Annotated in this window: 17 protein-coding genes; all 17 read right to left on the bottom strand. The window is 27.2% G+C overall.

What is annotated here, in order from left to right:
• Positions 1 to 2: 2 nt before the first annotated feature.
• The 17 genes from M2214_RS02100 to M2214_RS02020 all read right to left on the bottom strand — a co-directional run bounded on the left by M2214_RS02100 (position 3) and on the right by M2214_RS02020 (position 18,718).
• A complete protein-coding gene (locus M2214_RS02100; protein WP_248482269.1) occupies positions 3 to 953 on the bottom strand; it encodes a DMT family transporter in 951 nt (316 codons plus the stop codon).
• On the bottom strand, positions 941 to 1,684 hold the full coding sequence (locus tag M2214_RS02095; protein WP_248482267.1) for an HAD family hydrolase: 744 nt from the start codon (positions 1,682 to 1,684) through the stop codon (positions 941 to 943). Before M2214_RS02095 ends, M2214_RS02100 begins: the two co-directional genes overlap by 13 nt.
• Positions 1,674 to 3,188, bottom strand: coding sequence for a CehA/McbA family metallohydrolase (locus M2214_RS02090; protein ID WP_248482265.1), 1,515 nt, complete (start codon positions 3,186 to 3,188; stop codon positions 1,674 to 1,676). Before M2214_RS02090 ends, M2214_RS02095 begins: the two co-directional genes overlap by 11 nt.
• A gap of 23 nt (positions 3,189 to 3,211) precedes the next feature.
• Complete coding sequence (locus M2214_RS02085; protein ID WP_248482264.1) at positions 3,212 to 4,525, bottom strand: ABC transporter substrate-binding protein; 1,314 nt, start codon at positions 4,523 to 4,525, stop codon at positions 3,212 to 3,214.
• 29 nt (positions 4,526 to 4,554) lie between these two features.
• The gene (locus tag M2214_RS02080; protein ID WP_248482262.1) at positions 4,555 to 5,442 is read right to left on the bottom strand and encodes a carbohydrate ABC transporter permease; all 888 of its coding nucleotides are present in this window, start codon (positions 5,440 to 5,442) and stop codon (positions 4,555 to 4,557) included.
• 17 nt (positions 5,443 to 5,459) lie between these two features.
• Entirely contained in the window at positions 5,460 to 6,347 is an 888-nt protein-coding gene (locus tag M2214_RS02075; protein ID WP_248482260.1) for a carbohydrate ABC transporter permease, read from the bottom strand.
• 206 nt (positions 6,348 to 6,553) lie between these two features.
• Complete coding sequence (locus M2214_RS02070) at positions 6,554 to 7,318, bottom strand: DeoR/GlpR family DNA-binding transcription regulator (RefSeq protein WP_248482258.1); 765 nt, start codon at positions 7,316 to 7,318, stop codon at positions 6,554 to 6,556.
• Positions 7,319 to 7,569: 251 nt separating this feature from the next.
• Positions 7,570 to 9,237, bottom strand: a complete 1,668-nt coding sequence (locus tag M2214_RS02065; protein ID WP_248482256.1) for a methyl-accepting chemotaxis protein — start codon at positions 9,235 to 9,237, stop codon at positions 7,570 to 7,572.
• Between the two features lie 152 nt (positions 9,238 to 9,389).
• Entirely contained in the window at positions 9,390 to 10,037 is a 648-nt protein-coding gene (locus M2214_RS02060) for an alpha/beta fold hydrolase (RefSeq protein ID WP_248482254.1), read from the bottom strand.
• A gap of 226 nt (positions 10,038 to 10,263) precedes the next feature.
• On the bottom strand, positions 10,264 to 10,458 hold the full coding sequence (locus M2214_RS02055) for a YwbE family protein (RefSeq protein ID WP_248482252.1): 195 nt from the start codon (positions 10,456 to 10,458) through the stop codon (positions 10,264 to 10,266).
• 130 nt (positions 10,459 to 10,588) lie between these two features.
• Entirely contained in the window at positions 10,589 to 11,728 is a 1,140-nt protein-coding gene (locus M2214_RS02050; RefSeq protein ID WP_248482249.1) for a stalk domain-containing protein, read from the bottom strand.
• 96 nt (positions 11,729 to 11,824) lie between these two features.
• Positions 11,825 to 13,510 carry a sensor histidine kinase gene (locus tag M2214_RS02045; protein ID WP_248482247.1) on the bottom strand — a complete coding sequence of 562 codons (1,686 nt, stop codon included), beginning with the start codon at positions 13,508 to 13,510 and terminating at the stop codon, positions 11,825 to 11,827.
• Entirely contained in the window at positions 13,510 to 13,914 is a 405-nt protein-coding gene (locus tag M2214_RS02040) for a hypothetical protein (protein WP_248482245.1), read from the bottom strand. Before M2214_RS02040 ends, M2214_RS02045 begins: the two co-directional genes overlap by 1 nt.
• 69 nt (positions 13,915 to 13,983) lie before the next feature.
• Positions 13,984 to 15,624, bottom strand: coding sequence for a sensor domain-containing protein (locus M2214_RS02035; RefSeq protein WP_256466718.1), 1,641 nt, complete (start codon positions 15,622 to 15,624; stop codon positions 13,984 to 13,986).
• Between the two features lie 204 nt (positions 15,625 to 15,828).
• On the bottom strand, positions 15,829 to 16,737 hold the full coding sequence (locus M2214_RS02030; protein ID WP_248482243.1) for a cache domain-containing protein: 909 nt from the start codon (positions 16,735 to 16,737) through the stop codon (positions 15,829 to 15,831).
• Between the two features lie 441 nt (positions 16,738 to 17,178).
• Positions 17,179 to 18,414 (bottom strand): serine/threonine transporter SstT, encoded by a 1,236-nt coding sequence (sstT, locus tag M2214_RS02025; RefSeq protein ID WP_248482241.1) that lies wholly within the window; start codon positions 18,412 to 18,414, stop codon positions 17,179 to 17,181.
• A 151-nt stretch (positions 18,415 to 18,565) separates the two neighbouring features.
• Positions 18,566 to 18,718 (bottom strand): hypothetical protein, encoded by a 153-nt coding sequence (locus tag M2214_RS02020; protein ID WP_248482239.1) that lies wholly within the window; start codon positions 18,716 to 18,718, stop codon positions 18,566 to 18,568.
• Positions 18,719 to 19,055 lie beyond the last annotated feature (337 nt).

Raw genomic sequence — 19,055 nt, 5'->3', positions numbered from 1 at the left:
TCCTAAACTTTTTTGACTATAAATCTATATTTTAAATTTTCTAGTTTTTTATTGTCAGAAATTAATACCGAAGTAATTATAAATACTGCACCTAAAATTTTATTTAAACCAATACTTTCATTTAAAATAAATACACCCGCTAAAAGGGATACTACTGGGATTAGATTCATATAAAGTGAAGACCTACTAGCTCCTATTTTTCTAAAGCCATATAAATAAAGATAATAAGCAATAGCAGATCCAAATATACTCAAGAATAATAAGTTTAATATTACTAATTGTATGTTATTTCCTTCTTTAATCCATGAAATCAAATTAAATTTCTCAATTAACAAAGATGGAGCTAAACAAATACTTCCCGCTATACTTTGATATGTTATAAGACTCAGTGATGAATATTTCTTCTCTAATTTTTTTGTAAATATAGTATATATAACCCATGAAAAGCACCCTATAACCATAAAAATATATCCATACAACTGACTTATTCCATATTTAAATTCTAAGTTTCCATACACTATTAGAAAAATTCCAGTTGTAGAAAGTGAAAATATAAATATATCTATTGTAGATAGCCTCTTTTTATTTACTATAGAATCTACAAATAAAGTCATTATTGGTATAGTTCCTGAAATTAATCCCGCTGTTGAAGCATCTACATACAAAAGGCCCAAGCTTTCAAAGTAATAGTATACTGATATTCCAAGTGCTCCCGTTTTTAAAATAATTAATAAATCTTTTTTATCTATTTTTGATTTTGGTTCCAAAACTCTTAGTAAAATTATCAAAATTATTGAAGCTAGTGAAAATCTAATAAAATTAGCTGTCATTGGTGGAAAATAAGTTACTATTACTTTTAAACTAACAATTGCAACCCCCCAGATTATTACACTAAACATAATTGATATTTTAGATAATAAAATAGAGTTTTTCATTTTTTCTACCTTTCCCATAACAGTTGATCATCTACTATAATCTCATCTACTGATTTAAATATAACATCCGATGTATCTATTAAGTCTTTTTCATCACTAACTCCAGATAATACTCCTATTGCCATGGCCGCTCCAGCATTTTTTGCAAACTTCATATCATTTTTTGTATCTCCTACGACTACAATTTGATTTTTCTGAATATCGTATTCTTTGCAAAACTTTTCTAAAATCTCTGGATGTGGCTTTGGCTTTATATATCCATCATCAGCTCCAATAAAATCAAAATAGTCAATTATTCCAAGTTTATTTAAACAAAATTCAGTTGCCACTTTTGTATCAGCAGTTGCAGTTCCAATTAATAAACCCTTCGATTTTAAATTATTTAAAAGAGATTTTAAATCAGCTAATTCTTTAAATTCAATAGAGCTATGCGTTGAATAATAGTCAAAATAATATTCTGTTAATTCTATTACTTTATCAAAATCTATACTATACCCATTTTTAGATAAGATCTTTGCAAATGCTTCTCCTGAATAGCTAGATGTATTACATGCTAATATTCCATGAGGATCAACTTTATCATTATCTATTCCTATTGAATTCAAAAGCTCATAAGTTAGTTCTGTCGTAGTTTCTATATTCAAATCTATTAATAAATTTTCAACAACTCTATTTGATATTTCAATCCATACAGAGTGAAAATCTATTAATGTTCCATCTTTATCAAAAAGTATTCCTTTAATTTTCATCGTTTACTTCCTCCAATGTATTTAATAAGTCTATCCATGTTTTTAGTTTAGATTCTTTTTCATTTAAGTATATTGGATTAACAAAGGAAACAAACTCACCTTTATCATTTCTTATTTCAATTCTAGCCCAATTATATTTACTTTTGTCCCATAACCTTTTAAATAAAACTTTTCCAGGCTTGTTTACTTCTTTTTTATCTACAACTTTTCCATTTTCAATAAATAAAATATTTAGTTTATCATTTAAATTATTTATTTCAACTTCATAATTTATCTCAATATCATTCAATTCTTTATTGAGACAATCTATTTTTGAACCAGGATAATATACACTATCATCTTGAGTTATTTTCAAATCCAAATTTATACCTCTTGAAATATAAACTCTTCCATTTTTAACTGAATTTAATATTGAATTAGCACTTAACCCATCTGCAAATACATATGTCCCTGGATCTCCAATTAGAGAAGGATCTTTTGAATTTTCATATATTTCATCTGGTAATAAGTGTGAATCACTTCCACCTACTCCCCATATTTTATGCCCATCATTCCATAGAATATCAAATAGTTTTATAGCCATATCATTTGATTTAGAGCTTGTATTATAAGTAGGATCACAACATATTTCAATAGTATTTATATTATCTAGTTTTGTATCTTTAAATTGCCAATGCCATGGATTCATCATACAGTGATTAACGCTACAAAGAGAATTCATATCTCTTGATTTTTCCATTATCATATCAATTGTTTCCTGAGTAAATATTTCTGTACCTTTAAACTTATCTCTTACATCTATATATTCTTTTATTCCAAGTATATTAAAATGCCCTTTAGTTGTAGTAACCTCCATACCTGGAATTACAACTGTATCTCCTTTTTTCCATCCTGTTGATACTATATTGTGTTCAGTAGTTACTAAAAAATCTAGATTCATTAATTTTGCTTGATTCATTGCCATTTCATTTGTCATACTTCCATCAGAAAGTTTAGTATGAGTGTGAAAATCTCCCTTGTACCATCTCTTTTGATCTGATATTAATTTATCCCAATCGTACTTATTTAAAGTAAGTATTTTATCTTCAAGCTCATAATCAACCCATAAATCTTCACCAAGGTTTAAAATTTTAGAACTATCTAAATTGGTATTATCCGAAATTGTAATTCTATATTCACCAAATAAATCGTCATCTGAATTTTCATTCATTTCTTTTGATGAATAATAAATAACATCTATTTTCCACTCTCCAGATACTATTTTTCCTGGATATGTTCCTATGCTTGAGTTTTCAATTTTCTCTGAAATAACTACTGTTTTATTAGCAACACCACTCAAATGTTGAACTCTTAATATTCCTCTTGAATCCCAAACTAAAAACATTAGTTCATGTTCAGTATCTATATTAAATTGGAGGGCATTAAGCCCTCCCTCAACACTAAACTTATGTATAAAGGGAACAGGCTTAGTCATATTTATTTTTCCTATTATTTTTTTATTCATTATTTCCCCTCCTTGATATATCTCTATTTATTAAGGATCTTATCTAATTCTCTTTGAGCGGTCTTTTGTGCTTCATCTAAAGCCTCTTTAGCAGATATGTTTTCAATTTGAACTTTATCTACAGCTATACTAATAGCATCATAAATTTTACCACCAGTTGGATCTATCCAACGTTTAGATGCATGTGTAGCTTGTTTTAGTGGGACTAATGCTTGTGGATTTTCCTGAGCATAAGTTTTAAAATCTTCATCATCAGTTGCTGATTTTCTAACTGCTATATATCCAGTATTCATAGACCATTTAGCTGTATTTTTTGTTCCTGTAAAGAACTTCATAAATTCATATGCACATTGCTTTTCTTCTTCACTTAATCCTATTGGTATAGCTAAATTTTGAGCCTCAGCAATAGGTCTTGCCTCATGTCCTTTCCATGCTGGTTGTTCATGTGCAGCAAGCTTATTAAAATCTAAATCTCCTTGATCTCCAGAAGAACCTGTATATCCTGCTGCTCTATCTTGCATTACATCATCAATTGTTGAATACCAATATTCCCATCCTTGTCCACCATAGTGTATTCTCATTATTTTATCATCATGCATCCACTTTCTAAATGACTCTAAAACATGCATCCATTCAGATGAATTTATCATAACTTTAGTTCCATCTTCACTTAAAAATTTTGCTCCATTGCTTAATGCTGAATCTATCATATTTAATCTTCCCCACATAGGTTCCCAACCGTAAAATACTACTTCATCTCCTTTTTTTACAGTTAACTTTCTTGCAGCATCAGCAAGACCTTCCCATGTATTTAAAGAATCTTCGGATATGCCAGCTTTTTCAAAAGCTTCTTTGTTGTAATATAATACCTGAGTAGTTCCATAAGCTGGAAGTGCATATAATTTATCACTATATCTTCCCTGATTTATAAAAGCCTCTACAAAATCATCTTCATTGAAACTATCATCATTTTTAACAAATTCATTTAGATCTTCAAGTAAACCTTTATTTGCCAAAGTATTAGTATAAGCATTGTCAAGTAAAACTACACCGGGAGCATTACCTGATGCTATAGATGCTTGAAGTGATTGATATGTTTCTGAATAACTTCCTTGAGCTATTCCTTTTATTACATATTTATCTTGTGATTTATTGAATTCATTAATTGCAGCTGCCATATTTTCTCCAAGCTTTCCACCTAATCCATACCAGTATTCAATTTCAATTTTTCCATCAATTGTTTTAGCTTCCTCTTTAGTTGAACATCCACTTAGTACACCTAATAAAATTGCTACTACTACTGATAAGCAGATAACTTTTTTAAATAAATTTTTCATCCCACTCTCTCCTTTATATTAATTATTGGTTATCCTTTAACACCTGTATCAGAAAATCCATTCATAAACCATTTTTGAGCTACTAAGAACAATATTAATAAAGGAAGTACTGTAAATGTACTTGCAGCCATAACTACTGGCCACTCAGTTCCATAAGCTCCTTCTTGAATAAAGAACTGTCTAAGTCCCATAGAAATAAGATTTAGTTCTGGATTTTTAATTATTAATGAAGGCCATAGATAGTTATTATAATTAGTAACAAAGCTTATTAACCCAAAAGTTATAAATGAAGGTTTCGTTAAAGGGAATAATATTTTCCAAAGTATTTGCCAGTGATTTGCTCCATCTATTTTTGCTGCTTCTACTAAGCTTTTATTTACTTGTAAAAATGCTTGTCTTATCAAAAATATTCCAAATATATTGACTGCATTTGATATTATTAATCCTGTATATGAATTTAGAAGATTTAACTTTGATAAAATTATATAACTAGGTACAAATGTTGCTGCACCTGGAAGCATATAAGTTCCAAGTATTATTCCAAATAAATATTTTTTCCCTTTAAATTCAAGTTGTGTTAATGCATATGCTATCATTGCAGAATTAACAACCTGTATCGCAACAATTGCAATTGCTGTAAATGTACTATTAAACATATATAATCCAAAAGGTGCTGAACCAAATGCTTCTATAAAGTTCTGCCACTGTGGAACTTGTGGAATCAATGACGGTGGAAACTGCCACATTTCTTCTTTTGTTTTAAGAGCACTTACTATCATCCATATAAACGGGAATATCATTATAATACTGAAGAATATAAGACTTAAATGAGTAAATAATCCTTTAATATTTAGTTTTCTTTTAGTTATATTTTTTTCTCTTGCCTTTAACCCTATATACTTTTGCACTACTTCCATATAAATACCTCCCCTCTTTAATAATGAACCCATTTTTTAGATGCAATGAATTGAATTAAAGATAATATTGCTGTTATAATAACTAATACTGTAGCTACTGCCGTTGCTTGCCCTATATTAAAGTTTTCAAATGCACTTTGATAATACATATAAAGTATTGTTCTTGTACTTCCAGCAGGTCCACCTTGAGTTAATATTTGTATCTGATCATAAGCTTGAAGTGCATTTATAGTTGTAATTATTGTTAAGAAAAAAGTTGTAGGTGATATCATTGGTAAAGTTACATTTTTAAATTTCTGCCATGAATTTGCTCCATCTATTGAAGCTGCCTCATAAAGTTCTTTTGGAACTTTTTCAAGTGCTGAAAGATAAAATATCATTGCCCACCCTATTCCCTTCCAAACTGTTACTACTATTATTGCTAACATTGCAGTTTCAGAGCTATGTGTCCACTCTAGCTTTGGAAGATTTAATAAACTAAGTATCCAGTTGGCAAGTCCATATCTTGGCTCAAATATCCATGACCATACAATTGATATTGCAACTGTTGGAGTAATCCATGGAGAAAATAATAGGGTTTTATATACTCCTGATCCACTTATTTTATTTTTTAAAATTAATGAGAGACAAAGACCTCCAACTATTGTTGGAATAACAGTACCAACAGAAAAATATAATGTATTTTTTAAAACTTTATAAAATTGAGGGTCAGTAAATAAGTCTATATAATTTTGAAATCCAACAAAGTTATAATCAATACTCATATAATCCCAATCTGTAAAACTTATATATACAGAATTAATCATTGGCCATATCCAAAATAATAAAAGAGGTATAAAAGCTGGCAATATATATATAAGTGCAGTCGTCTTTTCATTATTTTTTAACTTAGATATAAATTCCACAAAATCACTCCCTATTTCAATTTTTTATTTGTTATTTACTACAAGTTTATTTTAATATACTTTTGTTTGAATTTTATTAAGGTCTAGTTAAGTAAATGTTAAATTGCTATTAATTACACATAATCACACAACAATACAACTTGTAAAGTAATATTATTTATTATAAACAAATAAAAAGACCAGTGAAATAGTTCACTAGTCTTCTCCTATTTGTTTATAATATCAACACCTAAATCAAGATATTTTTGAAGTATATTTTTATTAAGTTTTGAATCAGTTATTATCATATCTATATCATCAAACGTTGCTACATTTAATAAACATGCTACATCAAACTTTGTACTCTGTGCAAGTACAATAGTTTTTTGTCCTATACAGATCATTTTCTTCTTTACTCCAACTTCTCCAAATCCATAATCCGTTAATTGTGCATTCACTGAAATTCCGCTCATACTTAAAAATGTTGTATCTATATGAAATTCATCTAATAAAGTTTCTGCTAAATTACCAACTAAACATCTTTCTTCATGTCTTAGCAATCCACCTACTAGAACTATATTATAGTTTTTCATATCAGACAGTTCCAAAGCTATATTAATCGAATTTGTAATAATAGTTAGATTATTAAAGTGATTTTTAAGTTCCTTTGCAAATTCATGATTTGTTGTTGAAACATCTAATGCTATTGAGTCTCCTTCTTTTACATACCTAGTAGCTATTTTTGCAATCTCTTTTTTCAAATCAACATCTTTAATCTCTCTTACTTTAAAATTTAACTCTTTACTATTTACTTCTTCTAATACTGCTCCACCATATACCCTTTTTAATAATCCTTCTTTTTCTAAATACTCTAAATCTCTTCTAACAGTTTCTATTGATACATTAAATAATTCTATTAATTTAGAAACTTTTATAGATCCTTGTTGATTTAACCTTTCTAATATTTTATTTTGTCTATCTCTTGCTAACAATATATCACCTACTTTTTAGCATTATTTTGTGATTTTAAGTGTTTATTTGGAATTTATTTTCTGTGAATACTATTATACCAAATAATATAAATAATTTAACTTTACTATAAATAATTTCACAAAAATTTAAAATAAAAAGCTTACTTAATCTATTTAACTTGAATATATATTAATATTATAGTAAAAAAAATATACAATAAAAAATATCCTATTATTTCTATAGGATATTTTTTATTTCATTCTAATAATAATTAAACCTTAAATTTATCTGATAATTTTTTCAATTGATTTGTCTGCATATTTAATCTAGTAATATTTTCTGTAATTGTTGTAAAACTCCTTGCTTGATTCACAATGATAGAGTTTATTTCATCTACTGATGCAGCATTTTCTACAGAAGTTTGAGTTACTTGATCAGTAGCATTTGAAATTTCTTCTGTTATTCGAGCTTGTTTATTAGATAATTCAGCTGATTCTCGTGAGAATTCTTTAATTTCATAAACAGATTCTAAGATTTTTTCAAACTGCTCTTTAGCTTCTTTTGCACGCTCAACAGAATTATTTGATTTAACATTTCCATCTTCTATAGCTTCAACTGCTTTTATAGATGCATCTTGGATATAATCTATTGCTTCAACAATAGATTGAACTGATGTTTTAGATTCTTCAGCCAATTTTCTCACTTCTTCTGCAACTACAGCAAAACCTTTCCCCTGCTCGCCTGCTCTTGCTGCCTCAATCGAAGCATTTAAAGCAAGAAGATTCGTTTGTTCAGCAATAGATTTAATTAAAGTGACAACATCTCCAATATTCTTACTTGATTTTCTAAGTTCGTTAATAATTTTTTTAGTATTTTTATTAGATTCCATAACTAAATTATTTGATTTTAGCACTTCCGTTACAGACTGATCTCCTAATCTTGTAAACTTCTCTACTTCTTGACTCTTTTTGGCATTTTCATTCATTTGGTCAGATATATTTTTAGCATTATGCTCTAATTCTACAATACTAGCATTTACTTCTTCTGATACACCAGCATTTGTTTGAGCAACATCAGATACCTCATTAACTTGATTAGATATATTATTGATACCATCATTAACTAAATCACTTGCTCCTTGTATATCATAAGTAGCAGTAGATATAAATTCAATATCTTCCTTCAGTTTATTAATAAGTATTTGGATTTTTTCTACAAAAATATTGAATGCATTTCCCAAGCTTTCAAGCTCATCCCCAGTATTAATATTTACTCTTGAAGTAAGATCGCCTTCTCCCTGAGCAATATCATTCATTTTAGATAGCAAATTATTAACCGGTGTAGTAATAAGCTTTTTACTAAACATAACACTAACAAAGAAAATAACAAATCCAAAGATCAACATACTAGCTTCAACAATTTTTAGCCACTTAATCTTATTATCATAACTTTTTTGATACATTAAAACTATATCATTAATTTCATTTTTTAATGGTGATGCATTAGCTATAATATGCTCTCTCAAATCCTCAGATATATTTCCATTTATTGCATTTTCAATAGGTTCAATATAATTATAAAGATTTTTATCTGCACTAATTACTTCATTTACAATATCTTGATTTGAATTCTTATTTAATCCAAGGGTTTTATCTCCCTCTACAAGACCATCCATAATCTTCTTATATTTTTCTAACTCAGCTGTCAATATTTCTTTTGATTTTTCTGTATTTTCTCCTCTTTCTATATCATCTAAATAATCTAATGTATACATACCTAACAGCATAGTTCTCATCCTCTGGCTGCCAGAAAGATTTATTGCAACACCATCATTTTCTAAATCTTTTAAAGTAGTAAATAAAAACATAACATTTAAAATAAATGGTACCATCAATAATAATAATATAAAAATAATTTTTCTCTTTATTGTTCTTAGCATAACTTCCCCCTATTTAAAAATTCTTATAATTGTTTTATTAACATGCTTTTTATTCATTATGCCAGATTTTTTCTATATATATAGTTTAATCTTTCGGAATCTATTTTCCTTATATACCCATTGATAATTAATATATTCAGATTTTGTGCTTTTTATTTATAAAAGGTACCATATTTTAGAAACGAATCAATCAATTCAACAGTTTCAAGTTGATAATGAATATCTTTATGTCCATAGGGAAGTTTGACAAAATCCTTTAAACCGTCAAACTTAACAGAGCTTATTGTAACTCTACCGTCGTTTTCTCCAGCTAGAAATTTGCCTAAAAATAGATTTTGTTTATTACCCGCTATTGCCCCAATTTCAATCTCATGATTATCTTTAAGGTTTAAAGCTTTTACATTTTCACTTTGAATAGATTTTAAAGTTTTAAAAATATTTGTAAATATTCTCATAGTGTTACCAACAATATCTGCTAGTTCACTCCCATTATTTGGTGTTGCTATTAATACACATTTATCTATTTTATCTAAGTACTTAGTAGTAGATAGCAAATGTCTTATAATTAACCCACCTGTACTATGTCCAACAAGATGTATTTTTTCATCTTCTTTTATATCTTTTGACATTTCAGAAATGATACTTTCTAATATGTTAGTAGAGTGTTCAATTTCTTTGAAGGTAAGTGGTAGATCTACTAAGGCACCTTCGTATCCAAGCTTTTCTAAATTATTCTTTAAGACCTTCATATCTTTAGATTTTTTATTATATCCGTGAATCAAAATAATTTTTTGTTTCATCATTACCACCTTTATATTAATCAAATTATTATATCGCTAAAAAAATTCGTCTAGTTGCTACTCACTGAGTCATGGCGCCAACAAGTCTAGCGACTCTGTTGCTTAGAATAGTTGCGAATGTAGTTCTTTCATCATTGTGATCTACAATTTGAAAATAATATAATTCCTATTAGTTATAAAAAACACCTAGCTTCTCAGCTAGATGCTCATTATTATAGTTACTTATTTAATTTAATATTTCTTTAACTCTACCTACAATCCCACTTTCAAGCATAACTTTAATCCCATGAGGATGTGTAGGTGATTTTGTAAGAATCCTTTGAACCACACCTTCTGTTAATTTCCCAGATCGCTGATCTTGTTTTTGAACAACACTTACCTTTATACCTGGTTTTATATCCGCTCTCTTCTGTCCATTCATAATAACTCACCTCTTTATCTATAACTTAACATATGATGATAGTATATCATATATTATCCTTATATATGAAAAGACGTTAAACTTCTTATATAAGAGGCTTAACGTCTTTATTAATTTATCTGTTTAGCTTTTATTTATTATTAATTGTAATTACACCAGTTTCATCCATTGATGCATCAGCTTGTAAAATATCAGATACAAACTTAAATGGTACATAAGTTGTAGAATCTTTAATTTCTGGAGCTGCTCCTAATGATCTCGGAGCCATTTTTGCGAAGAAATACTTATCTTCCCCTGGCTTAACACTTGTATACTGAGCTCCTTTTTTTATTTCTACTGATCTATCATCTTCATTCCATTTAACTTCGTATCCTAATTTTTCAGAAACAACTCTTAATGGTATCATAATAGTTCCATCTTCTTTTTGGTACACATTAGCTTTAATTCCTTCATTATTTACAACAAGTGCAAAGTTAAACTCTCCAATAGAATCTTGTGGCATCTCTATTTTGAATTCAGGATTTCCTGTAGCTCCAGGGGCTATTTCATATTTATCAAATACTATTACTGCATTACCATTTTCATAGTAGAATTTTTGATTATCTGAAATTCCTTTAAATCCATTTTCTCCATCAAAGTACTTATCTTTATTTTGCTCTATTTGATTTTTTATTTGCTCATCTGATATTTCTTTGTATTTTTCTCCAAGTAAGTCTTTAAGAGTTACTTCCTCTGCCTTATCTTTATTTGAAATATTATAAAAATCTATATCTGGGTTTCCAGTTCCACCGTTATTAAAAGCTTTAATAACTTCTAAAGAAACTATTGAATTATCTATTGCTGAATTATCTTTTAACTCAAATTGTACTGTAACTGTATTCGGTCTTACTTCCCAACCATTTTCTTTACAATCTTCAGCAAACTGCTTAGATTCTTTCTCAGCTTCATTTATGTATGCCATGGCCTCTTTCATTATAGTTTCATTTAAAGTTAATTGATATACACCATCTTTTAGTCCTTGTAACTGAGGTATTCTAGCATTCACATTTAAGTATTCACTTTCTGTTTTTATTTCTTGAACATCAACTTTAACAGTTTGAGCACTAATTGGAACAGCTGCTACTTCATCTTTTGCAAGCATTATTGTTGGTTTTGTAGGATCTAATTTTGAATAATCCATATTTGGATCATATATTGCATAAGAAGATGTAATTCCTCCTAATAATATACAACTAGTTAATCCTAAAGTAACAATTTTTTTCATTTTCATAATTAAACGCCTCCTAAATTTTAATTCTATACTTATTAGACGTTTAAGTTATATAAAAAGTTTACTATTTTTAATAAAAATTTTATTTTAAAAGCGTTAATATATGTCAGAAAATTCAATATTTGCTTTATCAATAATATCTGTAATTAATATATCTTTTTCTATTATTGAATCTTCTTTATAAAATTCTTTGTTAGGAAAACTAATTGTAAATTCACTCCCAATTCCTTCTTCACTTTCTAAAGTTATTGTACCCCCTTGTAATTCTACAAATGCTTTGACAAGCGATAACCCAATTCCACTTCCTTCACATTTTCTAGTAAATGATCTATCTTCCTGTATAAACCTGTCAAAAATAGTATTTTGCTTGTTTTTAGCAATACCAATACCGTCATCTTTTATACTAATATCTACTTTAGAATCTTTATCATAAATATTAATATATATATTCCCATCACTTTTTCCATACTTGATAGCATTGGATAAAAGATTAAGCATAATTCTTTTAATAAGATCAGTATCACATTCTATATATTTTTCTTCAACTTCAGTATCAAAAACTACATTCATATTATTTAATTTAATATACGGTGATACAGAAAATGTTATTTCTTCTATCAAATTAACTATATTGTGTATATTTAAATTTGATTTAAAACATCCTAAATCGATTTTAGTAATATCTATTAAATTATTAATAACCCTTATCAATCTATAACAATTTTGTTTAATAATTTTATTGTATTTTCCAATTTTATCTATATGTTTTTGATTATAATCCCTTTCAATAACTTGAACTGCACTATATATAATATTTACAGGTGTCCTAAGCTCATGTGAAATATTTGAAAAAAATTCTGTCCTTAATCTATCAGTTTCAATTTCCTTTTGTAATTGCATTTTGATTTGATCAGATTTTATTTTGTCAGTTATATCTTTCATAATCAAAAGTATGTATTTTTCACCCTTAAATTCTGTAAATGTTGAGGAAAACTCTAAATATAATTTATCCCCATCTAATCTAGTAATACTCCCTTGTACTCCCCTGACAAAACCTTTTTCCTCTACACCTTTTATGATTTCATTTAAATTTATATTGTCACAATATTTTATTATGCTTAACATATCCGTTCCTATAATATCCTCTTTTTTGTCTATAGCTAACAATTTATATGCAGCTTCATTTGCAGATTTAATTTTATTATCTTTTATAAGTATATTAGCTTCTGGCATAACTTCAATAAGCTTTTCATATGCTTGTCTATTTTTTTCCAACTCATTAACCTTTTCTGTAATTTCATACTGATATATAATATTTCTTAAATCCCCCTCAATAATATCCTTAAATTGATATATAAGTTCCTTATAAACTGAGGAATACTCTCTTTCTTTTGTATCTAATATACATATTGTTCCAAAAATATTCCCGTCAGGCCACTTAATAGGAATTCCCAAATATGATATCATATTATATTTTAAATCAGGATTATTTATCCATCTCTCATCTTCTAACGCATTTTTTATATGTAAAATATTCTTAGTATTAATCACTTCTTCACAATATAATCCACTAAAAAGCTTCATTTTATCTTTTATATTATATGGATTTCCTTCTGTTTTGCTACTAATAAGAACTTCTAATGATTCTTCATCTTTTTTCATTATTAGTCCTGCAGGAACATTATAAAGTTTAGCCATCATATCAACAGTTTTCTGCCATTTATCTAAAAAATTATTCAATATATATTTATCTATAAAGCTGTCAGTATTTAAGTTATTCATCATATCCCCCTTAAACTATGAATATTATATATTTCATATGAATCTTTTCCTTCTATATCAAATAAAATACCTCTATTTGTTATGTCATTTAATAATTCTAAAATAACCTTTCCATCTTCAACTTTTATTGGGATTGCTGTAAGCATATAAACTTTATCCCCATTATATTCAATCTTTATAAAACGTTCATCCTCGTTATAAGCTCTTACAGAAACGCAATTTTGGCATACCTTATTTTGTTTCCAAAATTTATAACATCCAGCATTAGTAGTTTTTATGTTATCTTCACTAAAGTCAAGCACCTTCTTTTTTATAGGATCAATAATTCTTATAACATCATATAATTTATTTAAACTACTAATACTATTAATTAGATTATTCAGATTTATCTCTTCTTTTTTCATTATATCACCTATCCTTTTTAGAGGTTTTGTCCTTTTGTAATTATAAATAAATCTCTTATTTATTAATTTTTAAGCTTGTGAATTCTCCATACTTTCTATATATAACTTTTCAAAATCACTTTTTAAAGCAGGAGGGCTATAATAATAACCTTGCACTTCATCACTTTTATTTTTCTTTAAAAATTCTAATTGTTCTTTAGTTTCTACACCTTCTGAAACAACCTTAAATCCTAAATCATGTGCCATATTAATAATTATTTTAGACATTAATCCATTATCTTTTTCTGGGTAGTTTTTTATAAATATACGATCTATTTTCAACTTATCTATAGGTAGATTTTTTAAATGAGCTAAAGAAGAAAATCCTGTACCAAAATCATCTACAGAAATAATAACTCCCATTTTTTTTATATCTAATAGTTGTTTTTTAACATCATCTAATCTATCCACTAATAGAGTTTCTGTAATTTCAACCTCTAAATACTCTCCATCTATATTATATTTTTTTAAAGTATTTTGTATTAAATTAACCATATCACTGTTCTTAAATTGAAGCGGAGATATATTAACAGCTACGCTTAAATTATCTAAACCCTTTTCATGCCAAATTTTTAACTGCTTACAAGCTTCTTCTAAAACCCACTCTCCTATTTGTATTATTAACCCTGTCTTTTCTGCAATAGGTATAAATCGTTCAGGCGAAACATACCCTAGTTTACTATTTTTCCATCTAATCAAAGCTTCAATACCAGATATTATTTCTGTATTGTTATTGACTTTGGGTTGATATGTTAAGAAAAATTCATTTTTATCTAAAGCAGTTCTAAGTAAATTTTCAAGTTCAATTTCATCAATATAAATTTCTTTAATTTTATTATTAATAAACAAATAATCATCTATCCCCTGCTTTATAGCATATTCTTTTGCTATATTTGATTCCTTTATCAAAACATCAATACTTTTGGTATCTTCTGGATAAATTGCAATACCTGCCTTTAATCCAAAATATATCTCTTGTTCATCGATTATAGTACTTTGTTTTGTCTTAATAAATAAATTATCTAGAAATTCTATTATTTCTTTTCTATTTTTTGCATGATTCAAAATTAGCATATACTCATTTTTACCCGTTCTTGATAATACATCCCCATTTTTTAATAACCCTTCTATTATATGAGAAATTTTTAAAATCAATTTTTCTCCAGCATCAAAACCAAACTTTTCATTAATAAATGTGAATTTATCGATTGTAAAAGATATAACTGAAAAGAATTCAGATCTTGAATAAATTCTATTGTTTAAAATTTCATAAAACAATTTTTCATTTGGTAAATTAGTCAGTGCATCATAATTTCTAAGTTTTATTATATTTTCTTCAGTTTTTTTTCTTTCTGTAAGATCTTCAAAAATTCCTATGTAAATAATATCTTTATCTAGATTTACCTTATTAATTGTTAAATATTTTGGATAAAGTTTACCACTTTTATTTTTATCCCAAATCTCACCACTCCAAGCATATTTTTGATTAATATCTTCCCACATTTTTCTATAAAAATCTTTAGAATGCTTACCCGATTTGAATTGTGCTGTTTTTTTCCCTAAGACATCTATTCTTTCATATCCTGTAATTCTACAATATGCATCATTTACATAAATAATTTTAGTTTCTTTATTTGTAATTAAAATAGCTTCATTTGTATTTTTAGATATTGACTCTGATAATTTTAATATTTTAGAACTTTCTTTTCTTTTTTCTATTACAATAGAAAAAAGAAATAATATTAATGTTAAAAGTACTATAATTAAAAATTCAATATTTATTATTTTTCTAAATTCTTTATTATTAAATATATGTAATTGCTCATAATTATAAAAAGATACAACTTTAAAAGAAAAATTATTTTTACCTACAACTTAGTAATTACTCTCTTTTTTTTCAAAGCTATGTAATGGATTAATTGTATTATAATAATAAATTATATCGTTATTATAAATAGTTCCTTGTTTTGATGAAACAATAGAATTCCATAAATATTTAAATTCATTTTTAAAAGATATATCTTTTTTATCTTCATACATAAATGCAAAATCTTTTTCAATGTTGTCACTTTTAATCCAATATCCATCATTATTCAATAACATAATATTTAAGTCTTTATTGTTTTTTATAAAAAGCTCAACTAAATTTAGTATATCTTGTGCTTTATAATTCAGTACTATTACTCCCTTTTTCTCACCGCTATCAGAAAAAACTGGTGCTACAAATCTAATAACTTGATTTATAGGATTTTGTATTCTACCATTTTCTATATTAAGATCAATAGGCGATATATAGATTTGACCTTTATTTAAATTCAACCCACTTTTAATGTAGTATCTATCACTTTTATCCTGTAACTGTTTTTCATCTATAATATCTGCATTTCCATTATTATCTGCATTAACTCTTAAAATTTCCATTCCTTTAATATCTAATAATCTAATTTGATCATATATTCTTTTAGACTCTGAAAAATTTACAAAGGTTTCTATTAATTCATCACCTTTTTTATTTTGAAATGTTTGAAAATAATTATTTACACTATTGGAATTACTTAAAAATATTAAATCAGAAACAACATCATATAACATCTCATCTATAATGCTTTTAAGAACTCTTACTTCATTTTTCTGCTTAATCGATACTATCTCTTTTTCTTTTTTTATTTGCCAATTAAAATACAATCCAAAAACAATTAAAATAATTCCTATAACGGGAATAAATAATCGAACAAATCGATATAATATATTTTTTCTTTTATTGCTTTTTATATCAATATTCATTGAAACCCTCCCTCTCAATTCGAATTCGCCACAATATACTTACCCCATATTAGTTATATTAAAAACTCTTATGATATATACTTAATGTAAATTAAGTGTATTTAGACTAGAAATAAAATATCTAAGCATAAATATCTATATTTCCTGAGAAATAATTATTATATAATAAATTTATACAAAATAATTCATCATATAATCTCATTTATTTTGGTTTTAAAGTTTTTTTAGGACTTTAAAATAAAAATGACGATTATTGAAATGTCTTTTCTAATATTTCAATGATCGCCATTTTTAATTGCCATTCTTAATCCTGCCATTAATTCATTTTACCAAGAAGCATAACAGCGTCCATATAATTAAGAATTTATAAAAAAATAAGCCCTCTATCGTAGTTTCATAACTACAATAGAGGACTTTATCAGGTGTCTAAGCACCATATTATTATTGTTTAGTTATAGCAATTTCCTTTCCTTCTTTTCTCCACTGTGCAAATTCAGCAACAGCAGTGAAAAGTGCATCTGTTGAAGAGTTAAGTGCAGTTTCGCAAGAATCTTGAATAACTCCTACAACGAAACCTACTCCAACTACTTGCATTGCTACATCATTTGGAATACCAAATAAACTACATGCAAGAGGAATTAGTAGTAATGAACCACCAGCTACTCCAGAAGCTCCACAAGCACTTACAGCTGAAAGTATGCTTAGGATTAATGCTGTACCCATATCTACCTTAATACCTAAAGTGTTAACTGCTGCAAGTGTTAATACAGATATTGTAATCGCTGCACCAGCCATATTTACAGTAGCACCTAGTGGAATTGATACTGAGTAAGTATCCTTATCTAAACCTAGTTCTTCACACAGTGTCATATTAACTGGAATATTCGCAGCTGAACTACGTGTAAAGAATGCTGTAATACCACTATCTTTTAAGCACTTTAATACAAGTGGGTATGGATTTTGACGAATAGCAACAAATGTAATAATAGGATTTACAACAAATGCCATAAAGAACATACATCCAACTAGTACAGCAAGTAACTGTCCGTAGCTAAGTAAAGATCCAATACCATTTGTAGCAATTGTATCAAATACTAGACCCATAATACCAAGTGGTGCAAAGCTTATTACCCATCTTACTACTTGAGCTAAAGCATCTGCAAAATTAGTAATCATTGTTTTTGTAGTGTCAGGTGCATTCTTTAATGCAAGTCCAAGAAGTAATGCCCAAGCTAAAATACCTATATAGTTAGCATTAGAAAGTGCTGTTACAGGGTTAGAAACTATATTCATAAGTAATGCTTTTAATACCTCTGAAACTCCTCCTGGAGGAGATACATTCTCAACTCCTGCTCCAAGTTCTAATGTTACTGGGAACACGAAACTTGCTACAACAGCAACAAGTCCTGCTAAAAATGTTCCGAAAAGATAAAGAATTACGATTGATTTCATATTAGTTTTCTGACCACTCTTATGTTGAGAGATAGCAGACATTACTAAGAAAAATACTAATATAGGTGCAACTGCTTTTAATCCACCTACGAATAATGATCCAAAAAGGCCTATTGGTTTTGCTGCCTCTGGAGCTACCATAGCTAAAATAATTCCGACGATTAAGCCTATAATGATTCTCTTAACTAAACTTAACTTATTCCATTGCTTTAACAAGTTTGTCATTATGATTCCCTCCTATGACTTTATTAAAATATGTTTGTCATAAATCAGAATGTATTCAAGTTAATTAGAAGATTTTATAATTCCAGTAAACGTTTTCCTTTTTTCATTGAATACTTCTAAAATTCTGACTACATTGACATCTTACCACAATTTATACTTCATTACAAGAAAATTTAATCATTATTTTTGTTTTTATAGACTTTTTCACACATTTTTCTGTATTTTTTTCATTATCAGAATAGTCTAAATTATTCTTTTTCATAGTTATTATATAGTCAATATCCATATAATAAAATTTATACATAATATTAATTTTATTATATGTTCAATCCATTCAAATCAGAGGATCTCAGACAATCTTTTTCCATAAATAACAATACACTTTTAGCCCATTCTGATGTATTCTAATCTATATTAAACGCTTGTAATAAGTTTATTTCTTCTTCAATTTCATAATTTCATTATTTTGTATATATCTTATGCACAAAAGGTATGTTTTCAAGTTACTCCAGACTTATTTAATATCAAAAATAATTTTAAATACTCAAAAAAATAAATTAAATTTTTAATTAAATTTATTAGCAAATTTATCACCATTTATATTTTAATTGTAGATTTAGTTAATCTAATTAATATTATTT

Source organism: Tepidibacter aestuarii (assembly GCF_934924865.1).
Classification (GTDB): domain Bacteria; phylum Bacillota; class Clostridia; order Peptostreptococcales; family Peptostreptococcaceae; genus Tepidibacter_A; species Tepidibacter_A aestuarii.
This window is presented reverse-complemented; position numbering and strand designations above follow the sequence as displayed.

What these genes read in the sequence shown, in the direction of transcription:
- M2214_RS02100 (WP_248482269.1), bottom strand. Translation starts at nt 953, where the DNA reads ATGGGAAAGGTAGAAAAAATGAAAAACTCTATTTTATTATCTAAAATA.
- M2214_RS02095 (WP_248482267.1), bottom strand. Translation starts at nt 1,684, where the DNA reads ATGAAAATTAAAGGAATACTTTTTGATAAAGATGGAACATTAATAGAT.
- M2214_RS02090 (WP_248482265.1), bottom strand. Translation starts at nt 3,188, where the DNA reads ATGAATAAAAAAATAATAGGAAAAATAAATATGACTAAGCCTGTTCCC.
- M2214_RS02085 (WP_248482264.1), bottom strand. Translation starts at nt 4,525, where the DNA reads ATGAAAAATTTATTTAAAAAAGTTATCTGCTTATCAGTAGTAGTAGCA.
- M2214_RS02080 (WP_248482262.1), bottom strand. Translation starts at nt 5,442, where the DNA reads ATGGAAGTAGTGCAAAAGTATATAGGGTTAAAGGCAAGAGAAAAAAAT.
- M2214_RS02065 (WP_248482256.1), bottom strand. Translation starts at nt 9,237, where the DNA reads ATGCTAAGAACAATAAAGAGAAAAATTATTTTTATATTATTATTATTG.
- M2214_RS02060 (WP_248482254.1), bottom strand. Translation starts at nt 10,037, where the DNA reads ATGAAACAAAAAATTATTTTGATTCACGGATATAATAAAAAATCTAAA.
- M2214_RS02055 (WP_248482252.1), bottom strand. Translation starts at nt 10,458, where the DNA reads ATGAATGGACAGAAGAGAGCGGATATAAAACCAGGTATAAAGGTAAGT.
- M2214_RS02050 (WP_248482249.1), bottom strand. Translation starts at nt 11,728, where the DNA reads ATGAAAATGAAAAAAATTGTTACTTTAGGATTAACTAGTTGTATATTA.
- M2214_RS02045 (WP_248482247.1), bottom strand. Translation starts at nt 13,510, where the DNA reads ATGAATAACTTAAATACTGACAGCTTTATAGATAAATATATATTGAAT.
- M2214_RS02040 (WP_248482245.1), bottom strand. Translation starts at nt 13,914, where the DNA reads ATGAAAAAAGAAGAGATAAATCTGAATAATCTAATTAATAGTATTAGT.
- M2214_RS02030 (WP_248482243.1), bottom strand. Translation starts at nt 16,737, where the DNA reads ATGAATATTGATATAAAAAGCAATAAAAGAAAAAATATATTATATCGA.
- sstT (WP_248482241.1), bottom strand. Translation starts at nt 18,414, where the DNA reads ATGACAAACTTGTTAAAGCAATGGAATAAGTTAAGTTTAGTTAAGAGA.
- M2214_RS02020 (WP_248482239.1), bottom strand. Translation starts at nt 18,718, where the DNA reads ATGTATAAATTTTATTATATGGATATTGACTATATAATAACTATGAAA.